Below are 13,765 nucleotides of genomic sequence, written 5' to 3'. Positions count from 1 at the left end.
CGGGAGCGGCTCCTTCCATCCGGGGCACATGTCACAATGCTCACATGCTAATGCTCATAAAGATACGGTGAGGGATGTTCGGTCAGTGGAGTCGTCTCTTCAGGTGGGGCGGCTAAAAACAGCGTGAGTGTGGGAGCGAGAGCGAACACATTCACTTGTTTTTTCTTCACTCTCACTCTCACACTCACGCTGTTTTTCTTCACACTCACACCCACGCTGCGAACGAACAGTCCGTTCGGGGAATTAGGATACCGCATTTTTGTTATTCACAGACGCAAGATTAAACCGGGAGGGATATGAATAAAAATGTGTTGCTGGTTGATGACGACCATATATTTAATTTTTTAAGTAGCCGGCTCTTCGAAAAGCTCGGCTTTAACGAAGGCATCCACATGGCCATGAACGGCGCCGAGGCGCTGAAGTTAATCAACGATTATTACTCCGGAACGCAGAGCCTACCCGACGTCATCTTACTCGATCTCAACATGCCTGTCATGGATGGCTTCGAGTTCATCGAAGCGTTCCAGCGCATCCGCATGCCAAATAAAGAACGCGTAAAGATCGTCATCGTGAGTTCGTCCCGGGACGAAAAAGACATCGCGCGCGCGCGAAGCCTCGGTATCACGCATTATTTGACGAAGCCCATCCAGGAAAAAGATCTTCTGGAAATCATGAACTCCACGCGATGGAGCTAAGAGCAGTGTGCGTGTGACAGCGAGAGCGTGAAGCGGGGCGGACTGCCCGAGATGCACGTTTGTGGCTCTTTGTGCTGCATCAGTAACAATAACTTAACCTGCAGATAAAATTTCGATGCGTTAGCTATCCTACATTTGGGCGCCCGTGAATGCTGCCGACAAAACACTGATACTACTCGCCATCGCAGCGTTGGTAATGTTTGCCTTCAGGCAAGCCCCTGATCCTATCGATGCCATCGCACGAAAGGACATCGCAGCCTTGCAAACGACAGCATCGACACTCGAGCAAACCGCGCGGGCATTCCAAACCGGCAAAATCAAGCTCGACTCTCTACAATCCACCGTAGCGCGCACCCGCCGGCAATACAAAAAAGTCGAATTCCTGCTTGCCTATTATTATCCCGAATACGTCGAAGAATATATCAACGGTGCGCCGCTACTCCACCTCGAGCGCTACGACACCCGCCCGGTGGTACGCAATCCCGAAGGACTGCAGACCCTGGACGAGCTCGTATATGCCCCCGATGTACAAGAGCAGACCCTCGCCATCACTACGTTGGCCCAACGCTTCCACACACGCTATACGACGCTTGTCGCGGGCTTCCACGATCAGCCGGTAACCGCAGCCGACGCCGCACGGGCGCTCCGCTTACAACTGGTACGCATCTTCACGCTCGGCGTAACAGGCTTCGACACCCCCGGCTCGGTACACGCGCTTCCCGAAGCCGCCACCTCGTTAACAGCGTTGCAGCAAATGGCCGCCGCGATATTTCCCGGCGAGCAGGGCGCCGCATTACAACAAGCCTTTGCCCGCGCGATTCACAACCTGCAGCAGCCGGTCTCGTTCGACGACTTCGACCGGCTGACGTTCCTGAAAGATCATATCAATCCGCTTTACAAAGCATCGTTGCGCTTGCAACAGGCCCTGTACCCGGAGGCAACAGCAAAAACCTATGGCAGTAACTATCCACAGCCCTGGAACCCATCCAGTGACGATCTCTTTGCTCCAGACTTTCTCGATCCATACTTCTATACAGAATTAAAACGTGCGGAAGACAGCGATGCGCTGCGCGCCCTGGGAAAGAAGCTCTTCTACGATCCCTGCATCAGCCACACCGGCACCATGAGCTGCGCGTCCTGCCACGATCCTGCAAAAGGGTTCGCCGATGCCCAGCCGCGCTCGCAAAGCAACGTTCAGGGAATGACCGTACAGCGCAACGCGCCGACGTTGCTCAACGCCGTCTATGCCGACCGTTACTTTTATGACCTGCGCGCGTTTACGCTGGAGCAACAAGCCGAGCACGTGATCTTCAACCCGCGCGAGTTTAATACCGCCCACGAAGAAATACTCGGGAAGCTGGAGCAAGACAAAGCCTATCGCGCGCAGTTTCAAAAAACATTTTCTTCGCCAGGTGTCACGCGCGAGCGGTTTGCAAAGGCACTGACGTCGTACGTGCTGTCGCTGAAATCCTTTAACAGTATCTTCGATCGATATGTACGGGGCGAGGCGGCCCTGCCCGACACCGCTATACGCAAAGGATTCAACCTGTTTATGGGAAAGGCCAATTGTGGCACCTGTCACTTTGCGCCCGTGTTCTCGGGGTTGTCTCCGCCCGAATATCGCAAGAACGAAAGCGAGATCCTGGGTGTATTGCAAGACCCCGCTGCGCGTCGCAAGGTGCTCGATCCTGACAACGGCCGCCTGGACAACCAGGTGTTCAGTGAAGAATCGTGGATCTTCGGGAAATCGTTTAAGACCACTACCGTGCGGAACGTAGCGCTTACCGCGCCGTACTTCCACAACGGTGCCTACAAGACCTTAGAAGAAGTAATCGACTTTTACAATAACGGCGGTGGAACCGGCCATGGCCTGGAGGTAAAGAATCAGACGTTGGCACCGGATTCACTGCACCTGTCGGTATCCGAAAAAGCTGCGCTCGTGGTGTTTCTCCGTTCGCTCACAGACCCCGGTGTATATGGTCCGCAGTAAGCTTCTGGCAGCGGGGGGCTATGGGCGCCGCGTGGCGCTGGTTGTCGTGAGCGTGGCAATTTTGTTCCTGTCCCTGCGTTTTGTTCTACACCCGGAAACGCCGGAGGAGAGCATGTTGAAGCAGACACAAGCGGGTGTGAAGCAGCTGGAAACAGAGATCCAACGGTTATACCAGGCGGCACAGGACTACCGGGCGGGCAGAGGTGCGTTGACGTCCCTCCAGGCACAAGTCTCCGCTACGCGCAAGGCCTATAAAACGATCGAGTACATCCTCGAATATTATCATCCGACCTATATAAAGGAACATATCAACGGTCCACCGCTGGATCACCTCGACCCGTACCCGCACCGGGACTTACCGGCCGTGGTAACACCGCGGGGTTTGCAAGTACTGGACGAACAAGTATACTCCGAGGAGGCAGACGAGCACCGCGAAGAGATCGCCAACCTTGTGAGCGAGTTGAAAACCCGCTATCAAATCCTGCTACTGCAATTCGAAAAGCGACGGTACATTCAGCGCTTCGAGGCATTTGAAGCCATGCGCCTGGAACTGATCCGGATGTTTGCGTTGGGTGTCACCGGGTTTGATACCCCGGGATCGCTGCAGGCATTATCCGAAACCGCCGTTACCTGTCGCGCGTTGCAACAAGCCACCGGCTATTATGCCGCCAGTGCGCCGGGCGATGGCGCCGGGGTGGTTACGCTCTTTGGCAACGCCGCCACGTACCTGGACACCCATAACAACTTTGATACATTTGACCGGCTGACATTCCTGACCGACTATATCAATCCACTCTATAAAAAGCTGCTGGCGCTGCACCGTCAGCTCGGCGCCCGTACGTCTGCGGAAGTAACGAAAGAAGTGTCCGCCTGGAATTTTTACAGCGACAATATCTTCTCGGCCGACTTTCTCAATCCCTATTATTATACGCTATTAAAACAGGAGCAGGACAGCGAAGCGCTGCGCGTGCTCGGCAAGAAGTTATTCTACGACAACCGCCTGAGCGACAGCGGCACGATGAGCTGCGGCAGCTGCCATCAACCGAAGCGGGCTTTTGCCGATGGCGAAGTACGTTCGCATGCTAACGCCGAGGGACGCGTAGTGCGGCGCAACGCGCCGTCATTGATCAACGCCGTCTTCTCAGACCGTTTTTTTTATGACCTGCGCGCATTTGACCTGGAAGATCAGGCCGAGCACGTAATCGAAGATCACCTGGAGTTTAACACCACGTTCCCGGACATGCTTGCCCGCCTGCAAGCAGTGCCCGAATACCGGGATGCCTTTCACGGCGCCTTTCCGAAGAACGCAGAAGGCCCGATCACCCGGTACCAATTCTCGGCAGCCTTGGCGTCGTACGTGTTGTCGCTAAGATCTTTTAACAGTCCCTTTGACCGGTTTGTGCGTGGTGAGGCGACAGCGTTGCCGCGCAAAGTGCGGGCGGGATTCAATTTGTTTATGGGCAAAGCAGCCTGTGGCACGTGTCACTTTGCACCTACATTTGGAGGCCTGGTGCCACCGCTCTATCACGAAAACGAAAGCGAGGTACTGGGCGTATTTGAAAAGCCAGGCCTGAAGATCCCGGATGGCGACCCAGGACGCGCCGCGAATGGCGTCACGAGCGAGGATGCCGATATATACCAGCATTCGTTTAAAACAGTATCGGTTCGCAATGCAGCGCTCACAGCCCCGTACTTCCATCACGGCGGCTATAAAACGCTCGAAGAAGTACTGGAATTCTATAATCTGGGCGGCGCGCAAGGCGTAGGCCTGACAGACGAAGTCCCACATCAAACGCTTCCCGCGACACCCTTGAACCTATCACGCGGCGAGATCAGCGAAATCATTGCGTTTCTGCAATCGCTTTCGGACGAGAGCTTGAGTAAAGAATAAAAGCTTAAAATGCGAGGCGCACCTGGCGCAAGTATTAGCGCCGAGCGTTAGCGTAGGCGCGGTACTTGTGCCTGAAACTGTAGCCAGTCTCAGACTGGCGTTTCCCTGACGAAGCCAAGGTTGTTTTAAACAACGTTATACTTAATATTACCTGGTGCATCCGCCCTAACCCACCTACAACAAATCTTTACCACTCACCGCCTGCTGCAAACGATGCAGTATATATCCGTATTACCGCCCTGTTTACTCCCAATAAACAAATTTCCCTCTTTATCTATACCAGCTCCGCCCCGCATGAACACAACATGAAGTTTCTCCCGTCAATTCAGTGAATTGTTAAAAATACCTTAATCTCTTCCCTATACTACGTCTCCCTGAGAATCTCATTTTTGCGCATCGAAAATTACACACATCTCACATCTCCCCAAGTATGAAAAGAATGATGATCTGGACGCTGTTGCTGTTTGCCTGGATGACATCCATGACGGTAATGGGTCAGGTGCTGCCAGGCGACTCCATCGTCTTCGGCCCGATGTTCAGTCCGGTCTACCACGACTCTGTACGAGTTTGGGTGGTCACCAAGTCGAACACGGGTCTAGGCGACGCGATCACGCTGGAAGTGACCGGAACGGCCCCGGGGGCCCCGTTGGAAGGAACAGTATATAACAGTGATGACCGGTTGGGATATAACCTCCGGTCGTTTGTGTATCCAAAGCTGACGCCGGGCGCCACGTATACCGCAGTGATCAAGCGCAACGGTACGCGTGCGAAGGGTCGTACCGCGACTATTCGCAACACCGCCGAGCAGCTCTCCGACTTCGAGTTCCTGACCGGTGGCTGCGGACGGATCTATGACCTGCGCCGCTGTATAGACCGCCCGGAGGCACAGACCCACGTCAACGGCGATCCGGGAATGTATAACCGAATGGCGGGTGAAGGAAGTGACCTGATGATCTGGACGGGTGACGCAACGTATCTGCTGGGCTTACAACACGCCATGGGCCAATGCCCCGACGGCATCGACGACTGGGCCAATAAAGACATGGCCTTTGCACGGTATGCGTTCTACCGCACCTACCACGACTCGCTGACGCGCGCCATGCCGCAGCTGGCCATTACCGACAACCACGATACCGGCCCCAACGAATTCAACAAGACCTTGCCCACACTGGGCGAGATGAAAGAGATCTTTATGGACTGGTGGCCCAACCCGCACTATGGACGCACCAAAGAAGGGCAGGGGCTTTTTTCGTCGTATGTATATAAAGACGTCGAGTATTTCCTGCTCGACAACCGCAGCTACCGCGACGGCGTCGAGCAGCACCTCGGCCCCGAACAGCTGGCATGGCTGAAGCAAGCGCTGTTGAACTCGAAAGCAACGTTCAAGGTGCTGATCAACGGCACCCCGTCTTTTGCAAAGCATTGGGGCGGTCGTAACTTCTCCGTCACCCGGCAAGCCACCGAGCTCATCGCGTATATTCAAGAGAAGAATATCGACGGTGTGTTGTGTTTCAGCGCGGACATTCACGAACAGGAATTTTACGGCCGCTACGGCGATGTAAAATATCCGCTGTTCGACATGATCTCCGGCAACCTGAACTCCGACATCGGCAACGGTCAACATACGGTTGATTACACGAGCGACCGCATCCTGCGCGGCGTGAAACAAACCTACCTGCGTGTCAATGTGTATGGCGAAGCAAACGACCGTCGCATGAAGATCGAGTATGTGAACGTGCAAGGGCAGCCGTATTTCACCAGCGTCATTCACGCCGACATGTTAAAGAGTGTGGACGCCGACACCCGTAAGCTGTTCCTGAGCTTTGCCGGCGCGCTGAAAGACTCTTCGACCTATGACCACAACGTACAGGGCACAGGCGTTTCTTACGGCACGGATAAAAATGGAGTAGCCGGCCACGCGCTGCAATTCAGCGGTGGTTCGTCGTTACAACTGACGCACACGGGCGTACTCGATCTGCACGATCGTCCGTTTACCGTAGGATATTGGGTGAACCCGTCGCAGTTTGGTGCGAATGGATCGGCCCTGATCTCCACCGGCGGCAACACCGGTGTGACGTTGGGCTTTGACAAAGATGGTTACCCGCAGTACACCGACCTGTCATCAAAGAAACAATATACCGGCACGCAAAAAGTGCTGGTCAATCGCTGGGCACACATGCTGTGGCAATACGATAACGTAAGGCACCAGTTGTCGCTTTATTACAATGGTCAGTTGGTACAGCAATGGTCTAACGTCGATCCTTCTGTAGCATCGGCCACAGCGTGGATGCTGGGCAACGATGCAAACAACCGTCACTTTATCGGTTTACTGGATGAAGTGAGCGTGTACGGCAAGTTGGTTTCCGACAACACGGTAAAAGACCTGGCGGATTTTGTCAGCACCCGGGGGAACGTCTTGAAGCTCGGAGGTTCTTCCACCACGACATTACCGGAAGAAGTTATCGGCGCCGCCATGAAGGGCGACTTCACGCTGGAGTTCTGGGGCAAGCTGAATGCCGACCCGGGCGACAACACAAAGATCGTGGCCAGCAACGGCCGTCTGCCCAACAACAATACAACCGGCATCGGCTTTGAATACCCCAGCTCGAACAAGCTCAGCGTGACGCTGGGAAACAACACCGGCAGCTGGCAGACAGGCCTGCAAAACAAAGGTTCCGCCTGGAACATCGGCGAATGGAACCACATCGCGCTGTCGTATGCCGGTGGCAAATGGACCTACTATATCAACGGTGAAATGGCCGGCGAAGTAATCTCGCCGTATACACCCAACCCCAAGGGTATGGGCATTGGCCACAGCCCGTCGTATACCGGCGGCGGTACGCAGTCCGAGCTGGACGAGTTCCGCATCTGGAGCCGCGCCCTGCCGCAAGACAGCATTCGCAAATACATGTTCCACACCCTGACCGGAAAAGAACAAGGACTTGAAATCTACTATGACTTCTCGGAGGCAACCGGTACCACCGTTGCCAGCAAAGGAAAAATTGCGTACACACTTCCGCTCGCAGGCGCATCGTTGACGGCGGGCACATCGCCTGTCGCCGAGTTGACACCGGCCTACCGGCAGTCTGTTACGGGCTATTGGAGCAAAGGCGCGCTTAAATCCAACGTAGGCTTTGCGCTGACCGAGCCGATCACGTCCTACACCAGCAACCTGGTAGTGGGGAAACAAGTTGACCTGGGCATGCTGCCGACGGCGAAAGAAAGTCAGACGTACTACCTGGCCGGTGGCTGGCAGCTCGAACCGCAGAACTATCCGTTTGGCAATTTTACAATCGACCTGGACGAGAGCTTGCCGAAGGCGGACTCGATCCGTCGTATTGCCCGCGAATATTTCTGGATGCAGCAAGATGAAGCGGGAGCGTTCTCCGTTGTGAACGAAGGCAGCTTTGACGGCCGCACGGTAACATTCCGTAACACCGTGCTGGAAGAAGGCGTGTATTACCTGGGTTGGAAGGCCGACACCACGGCGCTGTTCGACCGCGGGGGGAACGTGTCGTTCCTTGGGGGGCATTCGGCCCAGATTCCGTTCGCGGACATCAACCCGGTGTTTGCAGGCGAGTTTACACTCGAGCTGTGGGCGCGTGTCATGAAGGCACCTGCCGCCGGGGGCAACGTGCCGCTGGTCTCCAACCACGGCCGGATCAACAACAATACCTCCGGCATGGTGATCGAGTACAACAGCAATAAAATTGTTTCGGCTTCCTTTGGTACGAATACCGCCGACTGGAACAAGATCGATACCGGTACACCCCTGAACCTCGACGAGTGGAACCACCTCGCTGTGACGGTGTCGCCGGCCGGCAAGACCGCCAGGATGTACGTCAACGGCGTGCTGGTCGGTACGAAAGCGTTCAACACATTTGCAACCAACACAAACTGGAACTTCGGCATCTCGCACAGCGTCAACTATAAGAGCGAAGCCGTGTCGATGATGGACGAAGTCCGGGTATGGAACAAGGTGAAGACCGAAGCCGAGATCCGTGCCCAAATGCACCTGAGCGTGACCGATGAAGATCCTACACTGATCTATAATTATACGGCCGATCAGGCCGACAAAGGTTACCTGATCAACCGCGGTGTAAAGAAAGACAGCATTGCCTATGCGAAAGCAAACATCGTCGATGCGACCAGCCCGGTCGTTAACGACATGGCGCCGCTATACAGCAAATACATCACGGGCAACTGGAGCCGTCAGAATACCGTCACGAACGGCCTTTACCTGAAGGAAGCCATCAAAGGCCCGGCAAATAACGTGATCGTCGGCAGAGACCGTAACAACGGCCTGGCCACCATCGGTAGCGACGCGAACCACTACTATGTGAAAGGCGGTTGGTTGCTCAACGCGCAGAACATCGAGCGTGCGACGACATTGATCGACCTGGCGTCTGTCTTTCACCGTCCCGACTCGGTGACGGCGCTGGCGAAATCGTTCTACTTGTTACAAGGTGATCCCGAAGGCAAGCACGAGATTGTCGCGACCGGTAAACGCACGGGCAACCTGGTCGAGTTTACAGACCTGGCGCTGGACTTTGGCGTGTACTACCTGGGGTATGAAACCGACATGGACGGCATCATTGGCAAGCAGGGTGGTGCCCTGGACCTGGCCGCCGGTCACAATGTTTCGATTCCCTATGCAGATGTCAACAATGCCCTGTCGGGTGAGTTCACGATCGAGGTATGGGCGAAGCTGAACGCTGATCCTGCCGAGTACGGCAAACTGATCGGCTTCAGCAGCAGTCGCGACGGCTACTTTGCCGGGTTTGAGTTCGAGTTCCGCGGCAACAATGCGCTGCAGACGATCCTCGGAAAAGGTCAGAGCGGCGGCTGGAATACCATCAGCTCGACCACTCCCTGGAATATTGGCGAGTGGAACCACGCAGCGGTGACCGTAACACCGAACAAATACTTCCGTTTCTATATCAACGGCGAGCTGATCGACAGCGTTGCCACGGGTACGTTCCAACCCAATGCCTACAACATGGCGTTTGCGACAAACCTGTTCAACAACAACGAGAGCCTGGTAACGATTGACGAGTTCCGCATCTGGAACAAAGCGAAGACACAAGCGGAGATCCGCCAGCAAATGCACCAGACCTTGCCGTCAGGTGAGAAGAACCTGGTGTACCACTTCAGCTTCGATCAGGCAACCGGTCAGAACATCATCAACACCGGTTCGCAAGGCGGTTCCATTCCGTATACGAAGGCTTCCCTGGTTCCGGCCACGACCCCGGTAGGAACGTTCACAGCTCCCTATAACGAAGCAGTGTCCGCAAGCTGGAGCCTGAAGAATGCCGGCACCAATGGCCTTTTACTGAAAGACCGTGTGACCGACTACTATAGCAACCTGGTGGCGGGCCGCGAAGCCAACAACCAGATCATTCCGGTGCCCAATACAACGGATACAGTATACATGAAAGGCGGCTGGAAAGTAAAGCCGCTGAACCTGACGCGCGCTACGGTAAAGATCGACCTGAGCAAACTGGTTGCGAATCCCAACACGATCGCCGCGAAAGCGACAAAGTTTCTGCTCCTGCAGGGTGACATGGCCGCGAAACCAACCATCGCTGCCGAGGGCACCTTCAACGGCAAGGAAGTAGAGTTTGCATCCGTGACATTACAGGAAGAAATCTACCACCTGGCCTGGAAAGTGGGAACGGCGGCACCGGTGTCTGCAGAATACCAGGTAAATACCGGCAACGACGATGCGGAGCAAGACATTGCTTCGGGTAAAATGTACCTCACCAGCAGCGACATTGAATTTACGAAAGATGGCGCGAGCGATCAGCTGATCGGCGTGCGCTTCAACGGCATCAACATTCCGCAAGGGTCGGTGATCGAGCACGCCTATCTGCAGTTTGTGGTAGACGAGGTAAATACTACCGGTCAGCCGAATATCCTGATTGGCATCGAAGATACCGACAGCCCGAACGAGATGAGCAGTTTCGACTTCGACATCTACCACCGCATCCAATTCCTGGGTGACACGATCGTCTGGCGGCCCGGTCCATTTGCCAAGGTTGGCGATGCCGGTGCAGACCAGCGCACCCCCGACCTGGCGGAGCTGCTGAACGAGATCGTAAGCCGCCCGAACTGGAAAGAAGGTAACTCGGTACTGTTTACCCTGATCGACCCGGCTGCCCGCGCGATCAAAGGCTATACGGCAAATACCGACAAGCGTGTAGCGCAGGCGTATGAGAACAACCCGGCCAACGCGCCGCGCCTGATCGTGACTTACGTCATTCCGGATCGTTATTACAACGGTACATTCCCCGTGGCCAGAAGCGCCTCGTGGAAATATGACGACAGCGGTGCCGACCTGACAAGCGCCGACTGGAAGTCACTGGACTACAACGACGCTGCCTGGCGGTATGGCAATGCCATCCTCGGCTACGGCGACGGCAACGAAAGCACCACACTGAACTTTGGCAGCGATGCGCAGAACAAACGTACGACCTACTACCTGCGTCATCTCTTCGAAGTAAAAGATCGCACGGCGTACGACTCCCTGCTCTTTGATGTGCTGCGCGACGACGGCGCGATTGTATACGTAAACGGCACCGAAGCTTTCCGCACCAACATGCCGGAAGGTCCCGTAGCCTACAACACATTCGCCTCGGCGACGGTAAACAACGCCGACGAGCGCGCATACTACCGCTATAAGACAAAGAACCTGCTGCGCAACGGCACGAATGTGATCGCTGTGGAGCTGCACCAGGCTTCGGCCAGCAGCTCGGACCTGAGCTTTGATCTGGCGGTAGGCTTTACCGAACCGCCGCTGCCGGCGGCAACGTACCCCCTGGTGAAAGAGTCACTCTGGCGTTACCTGGACAAGGGTATCAGCCTGGACGCCGTAGCCTGGAAAGACACCACGTATACTGACGACCGCGCATGGGCCATCGGACAAGGCGCCCTCGGCTATGGCGACCCCGTGAAAACGACCATTTCGTATGGTCCGGACGGAGGCAACAAGTATATCACGACCTACTTCCGCCGCGATATCATGGTCGATACCTCGGTTATCGCCGACGAAGTCGAGATCGGTATGCGCCGCGACGACGGCGCACTGGTATACATCAACGGCTTGGAAGTGATCCGCGACAACATGCCCGAAGGTGCGATCAACGCACAGACATTCTCGTCTACGATCGTGGACGGTGCTGCAGAGACCACTTATTATACCTTCCGATTGCCGAAGACTGTCTTCCGCAACGGCCGCAACCAGCTAGCGGTAGAGATTCACAACCGCGACGGCAGCAGCTCCGACCTGGGCTTCGACCTGTACATCAAAGATGCACCGTCCGTGAACCCGCCGGTACAATGTACCGACAACCATATTGCCTGCTTCACGTCGATCCACCCCACGGGGCAGACCACAAAGATGATCATACCGGAGCAACACCGTTTCCAGCTGATCTTCAAGCAAGGCACCCCGTTTACAAAGGGTAGCGGCACCGTACCAGGCAACCACGACTTTACAGCCTATGTACCGATCGATGGTAGCAGCGAGCTTGGACACCTGTCGGTGAACCACGAGAATACCCCCGGCGGTGTATCGATCGTTGACCTGCACCTCGACAAGGACAATAACCTGTGGGTGGTAGACACGACGCAAGCCGTGGACCTGTATAACAATGCCCTGGTGACTACAACCCGTAACTGCTCCGGTGGTATTACGCTATGGGGTACCGTAATCACCTGCGAGGAAAGTCTTGACGGTGGCGACTCAAACGGCGATGGCTACCAGGATGCAGGCTGGGCCGTGGAGATCGACCCGGTCACCTCGAAAGTGAAAGACTACGATGGCGACGGTAAACAAGATAAGCTGTGGGCGCTGGGTCGCATGAACCACGAAAACGTGGTCGTACATGCCGACGGCAAGACCGTATACTACGGCGAAGACGGTGGTACACACTGCGTATATAAGTTCGTAGCCGACGTGGCCGGTAACCTCACCGCCGGTACACTGTATGTACTGAAGCTCGACCAGCCGCTGTCGAGCAACGACCCTACCGGCAGCACAGCGGTCTGGGTGAAAGTGCCGAACACGACCAAAGACGATCGCAACAATACCATCAGCCTGGCGTCTTCGCTGGGCGGCACAAACTTCGATGGGGTAGAAGATGTGGAGATCAGCCCGATTGACGGCAAGATCTACTTCACGTCCAAAGGCAAAGGCCGCGTGTACCGATTCCGTGACGGTGGAACCGTAACTGATTTCGAAACGTTTGTGGGCGGCACGTCGTACAGCATCACCACCAAAGAAGGTGTAGTAACCGAAGCCTGGGGTGGCGGTAACGACAACCTCACCTTCGACGACAAAGGCAACCTGTGGGTGCTGCAGGACGGCGACAACTACTACATCTGGGTAGTACGTCCCGACCACACGCAGTCCAACCCGAAAGTGGAGCTGTTCGCGTCGATGCCGGCCGGTTCGGAGCCTACGGGCTTGACCTTCTCGCCTGACTTCAAATATGGCTTCTTCTCCGTACAGCACCCGAACGGCAACAACGCCGCACAACCCGATGCGACCGGCAACGATGTGAAGTTTGATGCCTCCGCCACGGTGATATTTGCCTTGAACGCCGACCTGGGCGCGCAGCCGCCGGTAGCGGACTTCTCGGCAGACCGCGTAAAGATCAAAACAGGCGAAAACGTAACGTTCACCGACCTGAGCACACACGGCGCCACCGCATGGGCGTGGACATTCGAAGGCGGTACGCCGGCCACTTCGAGTGAAACGTCGCCGGTAGTGACCTACGCAACGCCGGGTGTATATGACGTAACGCTCGTAGCCACCAACGCCACCGGCGTCAGCGCCCCGGTAACGAAAGCAGACTATATCGTGGTAGAGAAAGAAGGGGATCCGGTAACAGGCTTGCCGGAAGGACCGGGCAACAGTCACGTGTCGGTATTCCCGAACCCGTCACACGGCATGATCGTCGTGCGGTTGAACTTAGCCGGCGGCGAAGACCTCGCCCTCGAGCTGTTCGACCTGATGGGCCGCAAGCTGGCCACACTCGCTAGCGGCAAGGGCAGGCGTGGTGAGCAGACGCTGACGTATGATCTGCACGACGTGACCGCGGCGAGCCAGCTGGTGATCCTCAAGGTTAAGATCGACGAAGGCGAAAGCCAATATAAAATTCAAGTGTTAAAATAGTTTGTGTGACG

4 protein-coding genes are annotated in these 13,765 nt (G+C 55.7%); all 4 read left to right on the top strand.

Going from position 1 to position 13,765, the window contains the following annotated elements; all coding sequences use genetic code 11:
• Positions 1-296 precede the first annotated feature (296 nt).
• The 4 genes from K7P01_RS30420 (at position 297) to K7P01_RS30405 (ending at position 13,754) form a co-directional block, all read left to right on the top strand.
• The gene (locus K7P01_RS30420) at positions 297-695 is read left to right on the top strand and encodes a response regulator (RefSeq protein ID WP_267298376.1); all 399 of its coding nucleotides are present in this window, start codon (positions 297-299) and stop codon (positions 693-695) included.
• Positions 696-840: 145 nt separating this feature from the next.
• The gene (locus K7P01_RS30415; protein ID WP_267298375.1) at positions 841-2,685 is read left to right on the top strand and encodes a cytochrome-c peroxidase; all 1,845 of its coding nucleotides are present in this window, start codon (positions 841-843) and stop codon (positions 2,683-2,685) included.
• A complete protein-coding gene (locus K7P01_RS30410) occupies positions 2,672-4,576 on the top strand; it encodes a cytochrome-c peroxidase (RefSeq protein ID WP_267298374.1) in 1,905 nt (634 codons plus the stop codon). The genes K7P01_RS30415 and K7P01_RS30410 overlap by 14 nt, the downstream gene beginning before the upstream one ends.
• A 430-nt stretch (positions 4,577-5,006) precedes the next feature.
• Positions 5,007-13,754 (top strand): LamG-like jellyroll fold domain-containing protein, encoded by an 8,748-nt coding sequence (locus K7P01_RS30405; RefSeq protein ID WP_267298373.1) that lies wholly within the window; start codon positions 5,007-5,009, stop codon positions 13,752-13,754.
• Positions 13,755-13,765 lie beyond the last annotated feature (11 nt).

This window comes from Parachryseolinea silvisoli (genome assembly GCF_021190955.1).
In the GTDB taxonomy this organism is placed as follows: Bacteria; Bacteroidota; Bacteroidia; order Cytophagales; family Cyclobacteriaceae; genus Ohtaekwangia; species Ohtaekwangia silvisoli.
The sequence above is the reverse complement of the archived record's forward strand: the minus strand, read 5'-3'. Positions and strand labels throughout refer to the sequence as shown.